Origin of the sequence: Antarctobacter jejuensis (assembly GCF_052266595.1) — a bacterium.
GTDB classification, from domain to species: Bacteria; Pseudomonadota; Alphaproteobacteria; order Rhodobacterales; family Rhodobacteraceae; genus Antarctobacter; species Antarctobacter jejuensis.
Genome location: NZ_JBQQXJ010000015.1, coordinates 1 through 17,997, shown reverse-complemented (window position 1 = coordinate 17,997; position 17,997 = coordinate 1). Strand labels below are relative to the sequence as shown.

The window sequence follows — 17,997 nt, the reverse complement described above, 5'->3', positions numbered from 1 at the left end:
GGATCGGCCACTTCGCACGGGGCCTCACTGGGCCAAACGGGGCGGGGTTTCAGGCAGGTTTCCCGGCCCCATGCGGGGGCCGGATCCTAACAACCGGTTAAACCGTCCCTGTAACCCCTTGATCCTGCATTCCCCCTAACCTGTCCACGCGTGGACAGGGCTCAGGTCATCACATCCGGCGCGTTGCGCCCGGTCCGCTCCGACAGGCCTGTCAGGGCGTCCACCGCCTCGACCAGATCCGCCAGCGCCGCCTGCGTCTCGATCCCCAGATTTCCATCCGCCGGCTCGAACCGCTCCAGATAGACGCGGATCGTCGCCCCCTCGGTGCCGGTCCCCGACAGCCGGATCACCGCGCGGCTGTCATCATCGAACAGGATGCGCAGGCCCTGATTGCGGCTGACCGAACCATCAACCGGATCGTTGTAGGCAAACTGATCCGCCGCCACGATGGTCTTGCCCGGATTGCCCTCGACCGTGCCGGGCAGCTCCGGCAGGCGATGCTCCAGATCGGCCATGATTCCCTCCGCCACGGCCTTGTCCACGGCCTCGTAGTCATGCCGCGAATAATAATTCCGCCCGTAGGTCGCCCAGTGATCCTCCAGGATCTCCTTCACCGATACCTTGCGCTCGGCCAGAATGTTCAGCCACAGCAGCACCGCCCACAACCCGTCCTTTTCGCGGACGTGATCGCTGCCGGTGCCGGCGCTTTCCTCACCACACAGCGTCGCCTTGCCCGCGTCCAGGAGGTTGCCGAAAAACTTCCAGCCGGTCGGCGTCTCGAAGCAGGCGATGCCCAGCTTTTCCGCCACCCGATCGGCGGCGCGGCTGGTCGGCATGGACCGCGCGACTCCGGCCAGCCCACGCTTGTAGCCCGGGGCCAGATGCGCATTGGCCGCCAGCACAGCAAGGCTGTCCGACGGCGTCACGTAGACCCCTTTGCCAAGGATCATGTTGCGGTCGCCATCCCCGTCAGACGCGGCGGCAAAATCCGGGCCGTCCGGCCCCATGACCAGATCGACCAGCGGCTTGGCCCAGATCGGGTTCGGGTCCGGATGCCCCTTGCCAAAATCGACAGAGGGCGTGCCGTTCTGCACCGTCCCCGCAGGCGCGCCCAGCATCCCCTCAAGGATCGCCGTCGCATAGGGGCCGGTCACCGCGTGCATCGCGTCGAATTTCAGGGTGAAGCCACCGGCGATCATCGCGCGGATCGCGTCAAAGTCGAACAGTTCCTGCATCAAGGCGGCGTAGTCCGTCACCGGGTCCACGATCTCGACCGCCATGTCGCCAAGGCTCACCTCGCCAATCGCCGACAGGTCGAGGTCCGGGGTTTCCAGAGTGGTGTATTCGGACAGCGTCTTGGTCTGTTCAAAGATCGCCTCGGTCACACCCTCGGGGGCGGGGCCGCCGTTCGAGATGTTGTACTTGAGGCCGAAATCCTCATCGATGCCGCCGGGGTTGTGGCTGGCCGACAGTACCAGCCCGCCGTTCGCGCCGCGCTTGCGGATCAGGTTCGACGCCGCAGGCGTGGACAATAGCCCGCCCTGACCGACGATGCAGCGCGCCGCGCCCTGGGCCGCAGCCATGCGCAGGATCGTCTGGATCGCCTCGGCGTTGAAATACCGGCCGTCGCCGCCGACCACAAAGGTCTTGCCCGCCACCCCGTCGATGGCGTTGAAGATCGACTGAACGAAGGCCTCCAGGTATCCCTCCTGCATGAAGACCCGTGTCTTCTTGCGCAGGCCGGAGGTGCCGGGTTTCTGTCCGTCAAAGGGGGTCAGGGGGCGCGTAACAGCAGTCATTGGCTCGGTCCTTTCTGATCGGTCCCGCGGCGGTCTGCAGGGATGATATCACGAAGACGCTTCAGCGCGGGCAGCTCGCGCAGCGCCTCGACGGTCACAGGCGCGCGGCGGCGCCAGTTGGGGTGTTCGTCAATGGTGCCGGGCAGGTTCTGCGCGTCCAGTTCGCCCAGCAGATCGTCCAGTTGCAGCGCCACCAGCGCCGAGGGCGCGGTGGACAGCTTTGCCTGAACGGCCTCTGCGATCTGTTCGGAGCCGGCCAGTGGCGGCAATCCGCATTGCACGCGCAATCCGCCGCGCTGACGCGCGCGTTCGCTGTGGCGCGCTGCGGCGGCGGAGGTGCCCAGCCAGCCCATCTTTTGCCACCACGCAATGTCCTGACCGTACCAGAAGCCCTTCAGCGTCGGCGTGTCGTGGGTTCCGAAACAGGCCAGCGCAAAGGGGCGCAGGGCCTCTGGGGGCACCAGCGTTCCGTCGTCGTGGGTCTCATATTGCCAAACCGCGTAGCTGAGCAGGCCCGCCGCGTTCAGTTTTTCCCGGAAGCCGGGCGGGACAAGGCCCAGATCCTCTCCCACCACAAGGCAGTTTGCCCGCGCGGCCTCGATCGCGATCACGGCCAGCAGGCTGTCGAAGGGCTGCGAGACATAGCCACCCGGGCTGCCATCGTCGGGCAGCCAGAAGCTGCGCAGCAGGCCCAGCGCGTGATCGACCCGCAGGATGCCCGCCTTGGCCATCAGCTTGCGCAGCATGGCGCGCAGCGGTGCGTAATGTGCCGCCCTCATCCGCGCCGGGGCATGCGCGGCAAGGTTCCACGACTGGCCTTCGGGGTTCAGGTGATCGGGAGGGGCGCCGATGGTGACGCCGGGGGCGATGGTGTCACGGTGCATCCATGCCTCTGCCCCGCCGGGGCGGGCGCCTACCGCCAGATCAAGGTACAGGCCGAAATCCATGCCCGCCCGCAGAGCGGCGGATTGCGCCGCGTCGATCTGGGTCTCGGCGCGCCATTGCAGCCACTGGTGAAAGCCCACGTCTTCCGCCGCCGCGCGCGCGGCCTCGGACCCCGGGCGGCGCAGCTCGGCGGGCCAGTCACGGAAATCCAGCCCGTGTCGCGTGCTGAGCGCCTCAAACTGCGCGAAGGTGTCCAGCGCCGCGCCGCCCCGGGCGCGAAAGGCCTGAAAGGCGCGCTGATCGTCCTTGCCCGCCCCGTCGAAACCTTCGTATTCGGCGCGCAGCGCCGCCCTCTGGCGGCGGCGGGCCGTGGGGTAGTTGATCTGTTCCGGGGTCGGTGTCGGACCCAATCCGGTCGATGGTGCGATGTGATCGGTGCTGAAAAAACCACGGTGCGTCGGGGAATAGGGGCTGATCATCTCATCCGCCGTCCAGCCCAGCGCATGGATCGGGTTGAGCCCGAAGAACTGCGCCCCGGCCTCTCCGAGGGCAGAGACGACGCCCGGCAGATCCGTGTAGCGCCCAAGACCGCCGTTGTGGCTGGACCGCAGGCCATACAACGCACCGCAGACACCCCATCCCTTGTGGCGACCGGTCAGGTCGGACGTGATCGGCGCGTGATCGGGCGCGGACAGAACAAAGGTTTCCGTCTGCCAATCCCGCCCCTTTGCGTGCAACGAAAAATAGCCCATCGGCAGGGTTGCGTGTTCGATCATGCGCTCGGCGGTGCCAGAGGCGATTTCGTGCCCGTTTTCGTCAAGGATCAGCCAGACGCAGGGTCGTTCGACCGGCTGCCGCAGCGGCTGGCCTGCGCGCGTGCGGATTTCGTCTGGCAGGACGCGCTTTGTCGCCTGTGCCTCTTTCAGGGCCTCTTCGACCGCCGCCGGGGTCGTAGCATCGACGCCCATCCCGCCCAGCAAGGCGCGCAACGTTTCGGGCGTGGCGGAATGTTCGCGACCGCTGAGGTCATGAAACGCAAGGTGGACGCCATAGTGCCCGGCAAGGGATCGCAGCGCGTCGTCGGCGTTCATCCCGGTGTCCTCCGCTGTTGCCTGACAAAGCAGGCGACGCTGAACGCCTCGACCATGATCGCGTCATCGGTGATTGTCAGCGGCTCCTGGCGGATCGCGGATGTGTCGATCTCACGCCGCCACGGACCGGCGTCCGGGGCGGGAAGGTGCAGCAACTGCTGCGTGCCTTCGCGGTTGAAGGCCAGCAGGATTTCCTCTGAATCGGCCCGCCCTTCGGGGCATTCCGCACAGCCGCGTATCAGCAGGCATAGCGAAGACAGGCCGGGGTCGCGCCAATTCAGGCCCCCGCCACCAAAGGCGCGCCATTCCACGTCGGTATGTCCGTCCACCCGTTTGGCCCCGTGCAGAAAGCGCGATTGGTGCAGCACCGGGTGCGCCTGCCGAAAGGCGCTGAGCGCGGCGGTGAATTCGATCTGGTCCTTGTCCAGGTTGTCCCAGTCGATCCAGCTGATCGGGTTATCCTGACAATAGGCGTTGTTGTTGCCGAACTGGCTGTTGCCGCCTTCGTCCCCGGCAAGGATCATGGGCGTTCCCTGCGACAGCAGAACCGTGGCCAGCATGTTGCGCTGGCGCTGGCGACGGGCGGCGATGATGCCTGCGTCTTCCGTCTCGCCCTCTTCGCCAAGATTGTCGGAATGGTTGGCGTGGTGGCCGTCGCGGTTGTCCTCTCCGTTCGCCTCGTTGTGGCGTTTGGAATAGGCGGTCACGTCCGCCAGTGTGAAACCGTCATGGGCGGAGGCGAAATTCACCGTGGCCCATGTGCGGCGTCCGCGCGTATCGAACAGGTCCGCCGTGCCCAGGAGGGCAGAGCCAAGGTCCTGCGCCGCATGGCCGTCACCCCGCCAAAAGCGGCGCAGCGTGTCGCGGTAACGGTCGTTCCATTCGGCGAATTCCGGCGGGAACTGTCCCAGCTGATAGCCGCCCTGGCCAATGTCCCATGGCTCGGCAATCAGTTTGACATGCCGCAGCACCGGATCCTGACGGATGGAATCCATGAAACCGCCGTTGCGGTCAAAACCGTGGCGTTCACGTCCAAGGGTCGTGGCAAGGTCAAAGCGAAAGCCATCCACGCCCATGCATTCGACCCAGAACCGCAGGCTGTCCAGAACAAGGCGCAGGACGAAAGGATGCTGTACGTTCAGCGTGTTTCCGGTGCCGGTGTCGTTGACGTAATAGCGTGGCTGCCCTTCGAGAAGGCGATAGTAGGACGCGTTGTCCAGACCACGGAACGAAAAGGTCGGCCCCATGTGGTCGCCTTCGGCGGAGTGGTTGTAGACCACGTCCAGCAGCACCTCGATCCCGGCGGAATGGAACTTGTCGACCATGGCGCGAAAGCCGGCGACGCCGCGCGGGCCAAGGTAGCGCGGCTCCGGCACGAAAAAGGCAGCGGTGTTGTAGCCCCAGTAATTGACCAGCCCGCGCGCGGTCAGCGCGTTTTCGGACCGGATCGCCTGCACCGGCAGCAGTTCGATTGCCGTTACGCCCAGCCGGGTCAGGTGATCCAGCATCGGGTCAGAGGCCAGCCCCTCATAGGTGCCGCGCAGGGCCTCCGGGATCGAGGGGTGCTGCATCGTCGTGCCGCGCACATGCGCCTCGTAGATCAGCGTGTTGTCCCATCCGCGTTCCAGTGTGCGCACGCTGCAGGGGTAATCCGCCGGGTCCCAGACCACACTCTTTGGCACATGCGGCGCGCTGTCCCGCGTGTCGAAGGACAGGTCGCCCTCCGCCGCGCCGGGTTCGTAGCCGAAGGTGGTTTCGTGGGTGCTGAAAGAGCCGAACAGGGAGCGGGCATAAGGATCGATCAGCAGCTTGTTGGGGTTGAAGCGGTGGCCGCGTTCCGGCGCATGGGGACCATGGACCCTGTACCCGTATAGCGCCCCGGGCCGCAGACCCGGCACATAGCCGTGCCAGACCTCGCCCGTGCGATCGGGCAGGGTCAGGCGCTGTTCCTCGCGCTTGCCGTCGTAGGAAAACAGGCAAAGCTCCACTTCGTGCGCGTTTTCCGAGAAGAGGGCAAAGTTCACCCCTTCATTGTCGAAAAACGCGCCCAGCCGGTTTGGCCGCCCTGACGTGATCTGATAATGCACGCGCGTCCTCGCGTTAGGATATGAGTGTTTCGTACATCTGCACGTAAGCCTTGGCCGAACTTTCCCAGCCGACAGGCTGACGCATCGCGGCCTTTTGCATCTGCTGCCAGAGCGGTTGATCGGCGTAGGCGTCGATCGCACGCGCTATGGCGCCTTCGATCCCGGTGACAGAAACCTCGTCAAAGACAAAGCCGGTGGCAACCCCCGCGGCCAGCGCCGCCTGATTGGCGTCGATGATCGTATCCGCCAGACCGCCGGTGCGGGCAACCACGGGCAGGGTGCCATAGCGCAGCCCGTACAACTGGGTCAGACCGCAGGGTTCGAACCGCGACGGGATCAGGATGGCGTCCGAACCACCCTGCATCAGGTGCGACAGCGCCTCGTCATAGCCGATGTGCACGCCGACCTTGCCGCGGAACTTGACCGCGGCATCGCGATAGGCGTTTTCCAGAACCGGATCGCCGGAACCCAGAACGGCAAGCTGTCCACCGCCCTCGACCAGCGCGGGGATGACCTCGGCCAGCGTATCCAGGCCCTTTTGCAGCGTCAGCCGGCTGATCACGCAAAAGATCGGGCCGTCGTGATCCGGGTCCAGCCCCATACGCTCGACCAGCGCGGCGCGGCTCTTGGCCTTGTCGCTCAGATTCTTGCGGTCAAAGGGGGCGGGCAGGGCCGGGTCTTTTGTCGGATCCCAGGCGTCAGTGTCGATGCCGTTGAGGATACCCGATAGCGCCCCGGTGCGGCCTTGCAGCACCCCTTCCAGCCCCATGCCGAATTCCGGCGTAAGGATTTCCCGCGCATAGGTCGGGCTGACCGTGGTGATGTGATCGGCATAGACCAGACCGGCCTTCAGGAAACTCACGTCGCCGTAGTATTCCAGCCCCGACGGCGTGAACCAGTCGCTGCGCAATTGCAGATCGCCCATCACATGCGGCCCGAACCGGCCCTGAAAGGCGATGTTGTGAATGGTGATGACAGAGCGCGGCGGCTTGCGCCCGTCCTGTTTCAGGTAGACCGGGGCCAGCCCGGCCTGCCAGTCATGCGCGTGCAGCACATCCGGCACCCAGCCCCCAAGGCCATCAAAGCTGATCCGCGCCGCCGCCTGCGCCAAAGAGGCAAAGCGGCGGTGGTTGTCGGACCAGTCCGTGCCTTCGGGATCGGTGTAGGGCGCCCCGGGCCGATCAAAGAGTTGCGGCGCGTCCAGCAGCAGCAGGGGAACGCCGTTCGCCTCGACCTCGACCAGACGGCCGTGGCCGCCTGGCAGGTCGCCAAAGCTGGCGACCTCTTTTCCCTGCGCCAGCAGGGGAAAGAGCGCCGGGTAGGCGGGCAGCACCGTCTTGGTGTCGATGCCCTGCTTGGCCAATGCACCCGGAAGGGCGCCGGCCACGTCGGCAAGGCCCCCGGTCTTGATGAATGGGGCACATTCCGACGTGACCATCAGTACTTTCATCGGGTTACTCCAACGCCTCGATCATGTCGCGGGTGATCAGGCAGATCCCGCTTTCGGTCCGGCGGAAACGCCGGGCGTCCAGTTCGGGATCCTCGCCGATCACCAGACCTTCGGGAATGACCACGCCGCGGTCGATGATCGCGTTCTTGATATGCGCGCGCCGTCCCACCTGTGCGTAGGGCAGGGCGACAACCCCTTCCAGCTGCGAATAGGAGTGCGTCTGCACGCCCGTAAACAGCAGGCACTGATACAGCGACGAGCCCGACACGATGCAGCCGCCCGACACCATCGAGGATACCGCCTGTCCGCGACGGCCTTCCTCGTTGTGGATGAACTTGGCAGGCGGGGTCAGTTCCGAATAAGTCCAGATCGGCCAGTTGGTGGCGTAGATGTCCAGTTCGGGTTCGAAATCGGTCAGATCGATATTGGCCTGCCAATAGGCGTCCAGCGTGCCCACATCGCGCCAATACGGCACTTTCTCCAGTCCCGACATGACGCAGGAGCGGCCAAAGGGATGCGCCACAGCGTCGCCAGAGGCCACGAGACCGGGGATGATGTCCTTGCCGAAATCATGGCTGGAATTCGGGTCATTGGCGTCCGCTTCCAGCAACTCGCACAGGAAATCGGTGTCGAACACATAGATGCCCATCGAGGCCAGCGATCGGCTGGGATCGCCGGGCATGGCGGGCGGATCGGCGGGCTTTTCGACGAATTCAAGGATCTTGTCGTTCTCGTCCACCGCCATGACGCCAAAGCCCTTGGCCTCTTCGCGCGGCACCTCGATGCAGCCCACGGTCACCTTGGCGCCCGAGGTCACGTGCTGCTCGACCATGTAGGAATAGTCCTGCTTGTAGATGTGGTCGCCGGCAAGGATCACGATGTACTTGGGGTTATAGCCCTTGATGATCGAGATGTTCTGGGTGACCGCATCGGCGGTGCCCTTGTACCAGTTCTCTTCATCCACCTGCTGCGAGGCGGGCAGGATATCCAGCCCCTCGTTGCGCTCGGCCCGGAAGAAGGACCAGCCGCGCTGCAGGTGGCGGATCAGGCTGTGCGCCTTGTATTGCGTCGCAACGCCGATCCGGCGGATGCCGGAATTGACGGCATTCGACAGCGCAAAGTCGATGATCCGCGTCTTGCCGCCGAAATAGACCGCCGGTTTCGCCCGGATATCGGTCATTTCCTTCAGACGGCTGCCGCGCCCGCCTGCAAGCACAAAAGCCATCGTCTGCTGTGTCAGCCTTAGCCTGTCAGTCACAATGTGATCCTCCCCCAGATCCGTTTCCGTAATCAGTTTCCGGAAAATTGCAGGAATACCGTCGCCAAAGGCGGGACGGTGATTTCAATCGATTGGTCGCAGCCATGCGCAGAGACGTCATCGGTCTTGATGGCGCCTGCGTTCACCTGGCCGCTGCCGCCATATTTGGGATCGTCGCTGTTGAGCACTTCGGTCCACCCTCCGGCCCGCGGTACGCCAATGCGGTAGCCCGTCCGCGTAACCGGGGTAAAGTTGCTCACCACCAGCACGGGCGGCGTGCCCTCTTCGCCCATGCGCATCCAGGCAAAGATCGAGTCGTTGGCGTTGCCGCCGTCGATCCAGGCAAAGCCGTCGGGCTTGGTGTCGCGTTCATACAGCGCGGGCGTGCCCCGGTAGAGCGTGTTCAGATCACGCACGAGGTTCTGCACACCCTTGTGCGGTTCGTATTCCAGCAGGTGCCAGTCAAGGCTCTGATTGTGGTTCCACTCATCCGGCTGGGCAATCTCGCAGCCCATGAACATCAGTTTCTTGCCTGGGTGTCCGAACATGAACCCGTAATAGGCCCGCAGATTGGCAAAGCGCTGCCAGTCGTCGCCCGGCATCCGGCCCAGAAGCGATCCCTTGCCATGCACTACCTCGTCATGGCTCAGCGGCAGGACAAAGTTTTCGCTGAAGGCGTAGTGCAGGCCAAAGGTCATCTTGTCGTGGTGGTACTTCCGATTGATCGGATCCTCGGACATGTAACGCAGGGTGTCGTTCATCCACCCCATGTTCCATTTGAACCCAAAGCCCAGCCCGCCATGTGATGTCGGTGCGCTGACGCCCGGAAAGGCGGTCGATTCCTCGGCGATTGTCATGATGTCCGCATAGGCCCCATAGACCTGTTCGTTCATGCGCTGAAGAAAGGCGATGGCCTCAAGGTTTTCGCGCCCGCCATGTTCGTTCGGGACCCATTCACCTTCCTTGCGGGAATAGTCGCGGTACAGCATCGAGGCGACGGCATCCACGCGCAGACCGTCGAGGTGATATTCCTCCAGCCAGAACCGCGCGTTGGCGATCAGGAAGTTGACCACCTCTGTCCGGCCGTAGTTGTAGACCAGCGTGTTCCAGTCCGGGTGGAACCCCTCTTTGGGGTCCTGATGTTCGTAGAGGGCGGTTCCGTCAAACTGCGCAAGCCCATGAATATCGGTCGGGAAATGGCCCGGCACCCAGTCGATGATCAGGCCCATGTCTGCGGCATGCGTGGCCTCGACCAATGCGCGGAAATCCTCGGGCGTGCCGAACCGTGCGGTCGGGGCAAACAGGCCCACCGGCTGATAGCCCCACGAACCGCCGAAGGGGTACTCGGAAATCGGCGTCAGTTCGATATGGGTAAAGCCCATGTCGGCCGCGTAACTCACCAGTTGGTCGGCGTGTTCGCGGTAGCTCAGCGAACGGTTGCCGTCCTCCGGCACGCGGCGCCAGCTTTCCAGATGCACCTCGTAGACAGAGATCGGCTGGTCGATGCGGTGCTTGTTCCCGCGGTTCGCCATCCACTGCTGGTCTTGCCACATGTGCTGGCCCAGATTGCGCACCACGGAGGCGGTTCTTGGCGGCAGTTCCGCACCAAAGCCGACCGGGTCCGCCTTGAGCGGCAGCAACTGCCCGTTGCTGTCCTGCAATTCGTATTTGTAGATCGTGCCATCGCCGAGACCGGGAATGAAGATTTCCCAGACCCCGGTTGCACCGCGACGACGCATGACGTGACGGCGTCCGTCCCATTCGTTGAAGCTGCCGACAACCGACACCCGGTTGGCATTGGGGGCCCAGACCGCGAAATGGGAGCCTGTCGTGCCGCCGTAGTTGATGACATGCGCGCCCAGCGCGCGCCAAAGCTCGCCGTGACTGCCTTCGCCCAGCAGGTATTCGTCCATTTCGCCCAGTACCGGGCCAAAGGCATAGGCGTCTTCTTCTTCCCAGCTTTCCGCGCCCCGGGTCAGACGCAGGCGGTAATCGACCCGCCCGGCGACGCCCGGCAGGACGCCGTCGAACAGGCCGTGAACCCCGTCGACCGGCTGCAGCTTGGCCAGCGACGTGCTGCCATCCCGGCTCAGAACCTCGACCCCTTCCACATTCGGATAAAAGGCGCGCACACATTGGCTGCCATCGGGCAGCGTGTGTTGGCCCAGCACGGAGAAGGGATCCCCGTGTCGGCCTTCGGCGATTGCATGGGCAATGTCGGGGTTCATCGGGGCTGTCATGCAGATTGCTCCAGTTCGACGCCGTTGGCGGGTTTCACGTTCCAGATGTCACGCGCGTACCCTTGAATTGTCCGGTCAGACGAGAACCAGCCGACACTCGCCGTGTTGCACAGCGCCATTGCCGACCAGCTGGCCGAGTTCTTGAAGGCTTCGTCTGCACGACGTTGCGTTTCGAAGTAGCTGTCGAAATCGCAAGAAACGAGGAAGTGGTCGTGATCCCAGAGGTTGCCCACAAGACCATGGTAGCGACCCGGGTCCTGTGGCGCAAAGCGTCCTTCGGCCATTTGGGCCAGAACTTTTTGCATTCGGGGGCTTTTTTCGATTGCGGCCCGTGCGAATCCCGGTTTTTGGCGACGTTCGGCAACCTCTTCTGCGGTCAGGCCGAAGAGGAAGAAGTTCTCCGCCCCCACATGCTCGCGAATCTCGACATTCGCGCCGTCCAGCGTGCCGATGGTCAGCGCGCCGTTCAGGGCGAACTTCATGTTGCCGGTGCCTGAGGCTTCCTTGCCCGCGGTCGAGATCTGTTCGCTGAGATCCGCCGCCGGGATCAGCATCTCTGCCATGGTCACGTTGTAGTTTGGCGGATAGACGATCTTGAGCAGGTCCTTGGTCACCGGGTCGTTGTTGATGACCGTGGCTACATCGTTGATAAGGCGGATGATTTCCTTGGCAACGTGATAGCCGGGCGCGGCCTTTCCGCCAAAGAACTTGACCCGCGGGGTCCAGTTCGCATGCGGGTTCGCGTGCATCTCGTTCCAGAGCGCGATGGTCTCCAGAATATTCATGTGCTGACGCTTGTATTCGTGGATCCGCTTGATCTGGATGTCGAACATCGCGTCCGGGTCGATCTGGATGCCGCAATGCTCGCCGACCCAGTTCGACAGGTGTTCCTTGTTGACGCGTTTGGCCGCCCGGAATTCTTCAAGGAATCCAGCGTCCGAGGTGCGGCTGCGCAGGGCGCTCAGCTGTTCCAGATCCGCGATCCATCCGTCACCGATTTCTCGGGTGATCAGGGTGCTCAGCGCGGGGTTGCAGCCATGCAGCCATCGCCGGGGCGTGATTCCATTTGTCTGGTTAACGATTCGCGTGGGGTGGATCCGGTGCAGGTCGGCGAAGACGGTCGATTTCACCAGATCGGTGTGCAGTGCCGACACGCCGTTGACCTTGTGCGCCATGATGAAGGCCAGTTCGCCCATGTTGACGTTACCGTGGTCAAGGATGCGCGGGCTATCGGGATGCTCGCCTTGCTGCTTGTCCTCGATAACGCGGATGATCTCGAGGTGGCGGGGCAGGACACGGCCCAACAGCCACTCCGACCACCGCTCCAGCGCTTCGGGCAGAAGGGTGTGGTTGGTGTAACCAAGGCAACGGCGCGAAATCTCGATGGCCTCGGCCATGTCGATGCCGTGCAGGTCCACAAGGATGCGGATCAGTTCCGGACCGGCAATCGCCGGGTGCGTGTCGTTCAACTGGATTGCCGCATAGTCCGGCAGTTTGCGAATGTCGTCATGATCCGACAGGAACCGGCGCAGCAGGTCGTGGATCGACGCGGCGGTAAAGAAATACTCCTGCTTCAGGCGCAGTTCCTTGCCGGTATCGGTGGTGTCATCGGGATACAGCACGCGGCTGATGGTCCGGGCCAGCGCCTCGGAGCGGCTGGCGGCAAGGTAATCGCCCCGGTTGAAGCTGGCGAGGTCGAATTCCTTTTGCGGACGGGCCGACCAGAGGCGCAAGGTATTGGCCCACTTGCCTTTCCAGCCGACGATCGGCGTGTCATAGGCGGTGGCCATGACGGTCTCATGGGGGTGCCAAGTGGCCTTGCCTTCGTGGTGCTGAACGTGGCCGCCAAAGCCGATCGAATAGCTGACCTCGGGGCGTTCGAATTCCCAGGCGTGATGCTGATCCAGCCATGTCTCGGCCTTCTCGATCTGCTGGCCTTCGACGAAATCCTGTTCGAACAGCCCGTGTTCATAGCGGATGCCGTATCCCATCGCCGGGATGCCCAGCGTGGCGAGGCTGTCCATGAAGCAGGCGGCCAGACGTCCAAGCCCGCCATTGCCCAGCGCGGCGTCCGGTTCATCCTTGACCAGGGCGTCATAGTCCTGGCCCAGTTCGGACAGCGCTGTGCGCGCCTCTTCGACCAGGCCAAGGTTGGCGGCGATGTCTTCGACAAGGCGGCCGATCAGGAATTCCATCGACAGGTAATAGACGCGTTTCACGTCTTTGTCGTAGCTGGTCTTTGTGCTGTTGAACCACGGGTCCACGGTGCGGTCCCGCAGCGCCAGCGACAGTGCCATGCGCCAGTCATAGACCGAGGCGTGGTCTGCGTCCTTGCCAAGCGAATACTTCAGATGTGCGAGGATTTCGTCTTTCATCGGATCGGTCCCGTCTCAAAGGCAAGCGACCAGCGCCGAAATTCCATCCGGGGCGGTCGCAGTTGATGTTACCGCTAACAACAGTTTCCCGCAGAAAGCCATAGCTCTTGCAAACCATGCTGAACCGGACAGCGGTTTGTTGCAAGCAGGCCCCAGTTTGACCCTGCCCCTGTTCCATTCGGGGCAGGGCCGATCCGTCACGCCGCTTTGGGCGTCAGTTGTTGCTCCTCAAGGGGCGGCGGCTCCATCGCGCCGGTCATGATGGCCACGGCGTCGGACATGCTTATCTTGGCCGGATCGACCACCGCGTGCCGTTTGCCCAGCCGGTGAATGTGCACCCGGTCCGCCACTTCGAAGACATGCGGCATGTTGTGGCTGATCAGGATGATCGGGATGCCCTTGGCCCGCACGTCCTGAATCAGTTCCAGAACCCGGCGGCTTTCCTTGACGCCCAGCGCGGCGGTCGGCTCATCCATGATGATGAACTTCTTGGCAAAGGCCGCGGCGCGGGCCACGGCCACCCCCTGACGCTGACCACCCGACAGCGTCTCGACCGCCTGATTGATGGATTGCACCGTCATCAGGCCCAGTTCGGTCAGCTTGTCTCGGGCGAATTTCTCCATCGCCTTCTTGTCCAGCTGACGAAAGACCGTGCCCATGAAACCGGGTTTGCGCAACTCGCGCCCGGCAAACATGTTGTCCGCGATGGACAGGGCAGGGGACAGGGCCAACTGCTGATAGACGATCTCGATGCCCATTTCCCGCGCCTGCAGGGGAGAGGTGAAATGCACCGGTTTGCCTTCGATTTTGATCTCGCCCTCATCGGCCTGCACGGCCCCGCAGATCGCCTTGACGATCGAGGATTTGCCCGCGCCGTTGTCGCCGATCACGGCCAGCACCTCACCGGGGTACAGGTCAAAGTCGGAGTGGTCGATTGCGGTCACGTGGCCATAACGCTTCACGATTCCGCGGCCTTGAACGATGGGTTGCATGGTCATTAGGTCGACACCTTTCTGATCCACTGGTCTACAGAGACGGCAGCGATGATAAGGACACCAATCAGCAGGTAGGTCCATTGTGCGTCCGCACCCAGCAGACGCAGGCCAAGGGTAAAGACACCGACGATCAGCGCCCCGAACAGAGAGCCAAGAACCGATCCACGCCCCCCGAACAGAGAGATGCCCCCGATCACCACGGCGGTGATGGATTCGATGTTGGCCAACTGCCCCGAGGTCGGAGAGACAGAACCGATGCGCCCGATCAGGGCCCAGCCGGCAAAGGCGCAGATCAGGCCGGACAACGCGTAGACCGACACCAGAACCTTGTTGGCTTCCATGCCCGAAAGCTCGGCGGATTCCTTGTCGTCACCCACGGCGTAGACGTGCCTGCCCCAGGCGGTCTGTGTCAGCGCATAGGTCAGCACCGCGAACAGCAGCAGCATGAAGATGATGCCATAGGTCAGGCGGGCGCCGCCGATCTGGATCACGCTTCCGAAGAATTGCAGGATCGGGGCTTTTTCCTCGATGTCCTGCGACCGGATGGTTTCGTTCGCAGAGTAGAGGAAGTTGGCGGCGAGAACGATCTGCCACATGCCAAGCGTCACGATAAAGGGCGGCAGTTTCATCCGGGTGACCAGCAAACCGTTGATGGCGCCAATACCGGTGCCCACGGCAAGCCCGCACATCACGGAGATGAACGGCGGGATACCATAGCGAAAGGTGAACTGGCCCATGATGACCGAACTCATCACCATGATCGCGCCGACCGACAGGTCGATGCCCGCGGTCAGGATCACCAGCGATTGGGCGGCGGCGACGATGCCGACGATCTGAACCTGCTGCAGGATCAGCGACAGGGCGAATGGCGAAAAGAACTTTGATCCCAGCAGGATACCGAAAACAACAATCGAAAGAACCAGCACGATCAAAGGAACCAGGGCGGGGTTCGTGTGCAAGGCGTGCTGAAGTTTGTGGCCAAACCCTTCACGCTTTTTGAATTCGGCCACCTGTTGGGTGGCTTTGGACAACGACGCTTCGTAGTCCTGCCCTTTTGAGGCAGACTCGGTCATGGGGACTCCTCCCGGAATATATGGGTGCGTTCTGGCGCGCGTTTTCAGCCAGCCTAGATCACGGGGCCGCGGCGCGTCTATCGGGAAGGGGCGTTGCCGCCCCTTCTCTGGATTTCAGAGCGCCGGGATCAGCCCCAGCAGCGGTCCATGCCTTCCTTGACAGTGATCGACTCGACGCCGTCCACGGCCTGATCGGTGACAAGCGCCACGCCGGTATCGAAGAAGTCCTTGCCCTCGGTCGGCTCCGGCTTCACGCCTTCGTCAGCCCACTTCTTGATGGCTTCGATGCCCAGCGACGCCATCAGCAGCGGATACTGCTGCGAGGTCGCGCCGATCACGCCGTCCGCAACGTTCTGGACGCCGGGGCAGCCACCGTCGACCGACACGATCAGCACATCGTTTTCACGACCGATCGATTTCAGCGCTTCATAGGCACCGGCAGCGGCGGGTTCGTTGATGGTGTAGACCACGTTGATCATCGGATCCTGCGCCAGCAGGTTCTCCATCGCGCGGCGGCCGCCTTCTTCGTTGCCCTGTGTCACGTCGTTGCCGATGATGCGCGGATCGGTTTCATCGCCCCATTTGTTCGGGTCGCCCAGATCGATGCCAAAGCCCTGCAGGAAGCCCTGGTCGCGCAGAACGCCCACGGTCGGCTGCGACACGGCAAGGTCCAGCATGCCGATCTTGGCGTCGGCAGCGGCATCGCCCAGCTTGGCCGCGGCCCATTTGCCGATCAGCTCACCGGCCAGAAAGTTGTCGGTGGCAAAGGTGGCATCGGCCGCGTCGATCGGCGACAGCGGGGTGTCCAGTGCGATAACAAGGATTCCCGCGTCACGCGCCTGTTGAACGGCCGGAACGATGGACGAAGTGTCGGACGCTGTCAGCAGAATGCCCTTTGCGCCGTCCGCGATGCAGGTTTCGATGGCCTGAACCTGTGTCTCGTGGTCGCCGTCAACCTTTCCGGCAAAGGATTTCAACTCGATGCCAAGCTCCTCAGCCTTGGCAGTCGCGCCTTCTTTCATCTTGACGAAAAAAGGGTTGGTGTCGGTCTTGGTGATCAGGCAGGCGCTGATCGAATGGCTGCCGGCAGTTGCGCCAGAGGCCAGAACGGCGGCAGTCAGCGCAATAGCCGACCCGGTCAGAAGCTTTTTCATGATATCCTCCCAAAGATATTCATCAGTATTGGGCCCCGATGATTCGTTTTCCGGACCCGAGAGCGGGAATGTCCCGCCCTTGAAACCTACAAAAACAGATTCGGCCGTCCCCTGTCAACATTAATAAATCCAAGTGATTTAATATTGACGGCAGACCCTGTGGATGACATGCTACTCTGCATGACGCCGCATGATAACAAAAGACGGACGCAGAAAATGAACAATGCTCAGGGGGGGGCGGAGGCAATGGTTGCGGTGCCGCCGGACGGGGTTCGCGGGTCGAACCAAAGCGGCGTGCGCGCCCACAACGAACGACTTGTCCTGACCCTGATCCGTCAGACCGGGCCGCTGGCCAAGGCCGATATCGCTCGCCTCACCGGCCTGTCCGCGCAGACCGTCTCTGTCATCATGCGCGCGCTTGAAAAAGAGGGGCTTCTGATCAAGGGAGAGCCCGTGCGCGGCAAGGTCGGCCAGCCCTCGGTCCCGATGAGCCTTGCACAGAACGGTGCCTTCTTTCTGGGGCTGAAGGTGGGGCGGCGCTCGCTTGACCTGATACTGACCGATTTCCACGGCACCGTGCAGGAGCGTGTGCACCTGCCGCACCGCTACCCGACGCCGGACAGCGTGGTTGAATTCGCCAACGCCTCCATCGAACAACTGCTGGGCCGTATGTCCGCCAAGGATCGCGAAAAGGTCGCCGGTCTTGGCATCGCAATTCCCTTTCGCCTGTGGGACTGGGCCAAGCCGCTGGGCCTGACCGGGCAGGAGATGGAGGCCTGGCGCGACCGCGACATCGCGACAGAAATCGCCGAGGTCTGGGATTTCCCGGTCTACATGCGCAACGACGGCTCCGCCGCCTGCGGTGCGGAACTGGTCTTTGGCGATCAGAACCGCCCGCGCGATTTCCTGTATTTCTTCGTCGGCTTCTTCGTCGGCGGCGGGCTGGTCATCGACAACACCCTGTTCACCGGGCGCACCGGCAATGCTGCCGCCCTTGCTTCGATCCCGGTGGGGATCGAGGGCGAAACCGTGCGCCAACTGGTCGATGTGGCCTCCATCGTCACTCTGGAACAGATGGTCATCGAGGCGGGCGGCAACAGTGGCATGATCTGGGATGATCCCGACCATTGGGATCTGCCCGACGGCGTGCAAGAGGCATGGGTCAGCAAGGCGGTCGAAGGGTTCGCCTATGCCATCCTCTCGGCCTCCTGCCTGATCGACTTCGAAAGCGTCATGATCGACGGATGGTTGCCTGCGGATGTGCGGGCGGATCTTGTGACGCGCACGCAGAAACGGCTGGAGGAAATCCGCCTGAAAGGCATCGTCGTGCCGACGCTCCGCGCGGGCACCATCGGGCGCGACGCGCGGGCGATGGGCGCGGCCAGCCTGCCACTGTCGGACAGGTTCCTTGTGGATCGCAACGCGTTCCTGAAGGCCTGACGCCGCCTTTGCCCTTCGTCACTTAGGGTCAGGATGCATTGATTTCGCGTGAACAGCATGATTCACGGCTTCGAAAACGGAGCGGTGACATGAGCGATCTCTTCTGGCTGACCGACGCGCAGATGGCACGCCTGGCCCCTTTCTTTCCCA

Annotated in this window: 11 protein-coding genes; 1 reads left to right on the top strand and 10 read right to left on the bottom strand. The window is 63.1% G+C overall.

Features of this window, described 5'->3' with window-relative positions:
* Positions 1 to 161: 161 nt before the first annotated feature.
* From ACTXGA_RS18725 to ACTXGA_RS18680, 10 genes are all read right to left on the bottom strand, one after another.
* Complete coding sequence (locus ACTXGA_RS18725) at positions 162 to 1,799, bottom strand: alpha-D-glucose phosphate-specific phosphoglucomutase (protein ID WP_443396135.1); 1,638 nt, start codon at positions 1,797 to 1,799, stop codon at positions 162 to 164.
* A complete protein-coding gene (locus ACTXGA_RS18720; protein WP_443396134.1) occupies positions 1,796 to 3,775 on the bottom strand; it encodes a 4-alpha-glucanotransferase in 1,980 nt (659 codons plus the stop codon). Before ACTXGA_RS18720 ends, ACTXGA_RS18725 begins: the two co-directional genes overlap by 4 nt.
* On the bottom strand, positions 3,772 to 5,862 hold the full coding sequence (gene glgX / locus ACTXGA_RS18715; RefSeq protein ID WP_443396133.1) for a glycogen debranching protein GlgX: 2,091 nt from the start codon (positions 5,860 to 5,862) through the stop codon (positions 3,772 to 3,774). The genes ACTXGA_RS18720 and glgX overlap by 4 nt, the downstream gene beginning before the upstream one ends.
* A 13-nt stretch (positions 5,863 to 5,875) precedes the next feature.
* Entirely contained in the window at positions 5,876 to 7,312 is a 1,437-nt protein-coding gene (glgA, locus tag ACTXGA_RS18710; protein ID WP_443396132.1) for a glycogen synthase GlgA, read from the bottom strand.
* A 4-nt stretch (positions 7,313 to 7,316) separates the two neighbouring features.
* Positions 7,317 to 8,570: a glucose-1-phosphate adenylyltransferase gene (glgC, locus tag ACTXGA_RS18705; RefSeq protein ID WP_443396131.1), complete on the bottom strand. Its 1,254-nt coding sequence runs from the start codon at positions 8,568 to 8,570 to the stop codon at positions 7,317 to 7,319.
* 32 nt (positions 8,571 to 8,602) lie between these two features.
* Positions 8,603 to 10,810 (bottom strand): 1,4-alpha-glucan branching protein GlgB, encoded by a 2,208-nt coding sequence (glgB, locus tag ACTXGA_RS18700; protein ID WP_443396130.1) that lies wholly within the window; start codon positions 10,808 to 10,810, stop codon positions 8,603 to 8,605.
* Positions 10,807 to 13,185 (bottom strand): glycogen/starch/alpha-glucan phosphorylase, encoded by a 2,379-nt coding sequence (locus tag ACTXGA_RS18695; protein WP_443396129.1) that lies wholly within the window; start codon positions 13,183 to 13,185, stop codon positions 10,807 to 10,809. The genes glgB and ACTXGA_RS18695 overlap by 4 nt, the downstream gene beginning before the upstream one ends.
* 197 nt (positions 13,186 to 13,382) lie before the next feature.
* Positions 13,383 to 14,183 (bottom strand): ATP-binding cassette domain-containing protein, encoded by an 801-nt coding sequence (locus ACTXGA_RS18690; protein ID WP_443396128.1) that lies wholly within the window; start codon positions 14,181 to 14,183, stop codon positions 13,383 to 13,385.
* The gene (locus tag ACTXGA_RS18685) at positions 14,183 to 15,253 is read right to left on the bottom strand and encodes an ABC transporter permease (RefSeq protein WP_443396127.1); all 1,071 of its coding nucleotides are present in this window, start codon (positions 15,251 to 15,253) and stop codon (positions 14,183 to 14,185) included. The genes ACTXGA_RS18690 and ACTXGA_RS18685 overlap by 1 nt, the downstream gene beginning before the upstream one ends.
* Positions 15,254 to 15,381: 128 nt before the next feature.
* Positions 15,382 to 16,407 carry a sugar ABC transporter substrate-binding protein gene (locus ACTXGA_RS18680; protein WP_443396126.1) on the bottom strand — a complete coding sequence of 342 codons (1,026 nt, stop codon included), beginning with the start codon at positions 16,405 to 16,407 and terminating at the stop codon, positions 15,382 to 15,384.
* Positions 16,408 to 16,623: 216 nt separating this feature from the next.
* Here ACTXGA_RS18680 and ACTXGA_RS18675 point away from each other — a divergent pair, with 216 nt between their 5' ends.
* A complete protein-coding gene (locus ACTXGA_RS18675; protein WP_443396125.1) occupies positions 16,624 to 17,847 on the top strand; it encodes an ROK family transcriptional regulator in 1,224 nt (407 codons plus the stop codon).
* The last annotated feature ends 150 nt before the right edge of the window (positions 17,848 to 17,997 follow it).

Bases quoted from the DNA above. Each gene is read 5' to 3' on its own strand.
- ACTXGA_RS18720 (WP_443396134.1), bottom strand. From the start codon at position 3,775: ATGAACGCCGACGACGCGCTGCGATCCCTTGCCGGGCACTATGGCGTC.
- ACTXGA_RS18690 (WP_443396128.1), bottom strand. From the start codon at position 14,183: ATGACCATGCAACCCATCGTTCAAGGCCGCGGAATCGTGAAGCGTTAT.
- glgA (WP_443396132.1), bottom strand. From the start codon at position 7,312: ATGAAAGTACTGATGGTCACGTCGGAATGTGCCCCATTCATCAAGACC.
- ACTXGA_RS18695 (WP_443396129.1), bottom strand. From the start codon at position 13,185: ATGAAAGACGAAATCCTCGCACATCTGAAGTATTCGCTTGGCAAGGAC.
- ACTXGA_RS18680 (WP_443396126.1), bottom strand. From the start codon at position 16,407: ATGAAAAAGCTTCTGACCGGGTCGGCTATTGCGCTGACTGCCGCCGTT.
- ACTXGA_RS18725 (WP_443396135.1), bottom strand. From the start codon at position 1,799: ATGACTGCTGTTACGCGCCCCCTGACCCCCTTTGACGGACAGAAACCC.
- ACTXGA_RS18685 (WP_443396127.1), bottom strand. From the start codon at position 15,253: ATGACCGAGTCTGCCTCAAAAGGGCAGGACTACGAAGCGTCGTTGTCC.
- ACTXGA_RS18675 (WP_443396125.1), top strand. From the start codon at position 16,624: ATGAACAATGCTCAGGGGGGGGCGGAGGCAATGGTTGCGGTGCCGCCG.
- glgB (WP_443396130.1), bottom strand. From the start codon at position 10,810: ATGACAGCCCCGATGAACCCCGACATTGCCCATGCAATCGCCGAAGGC.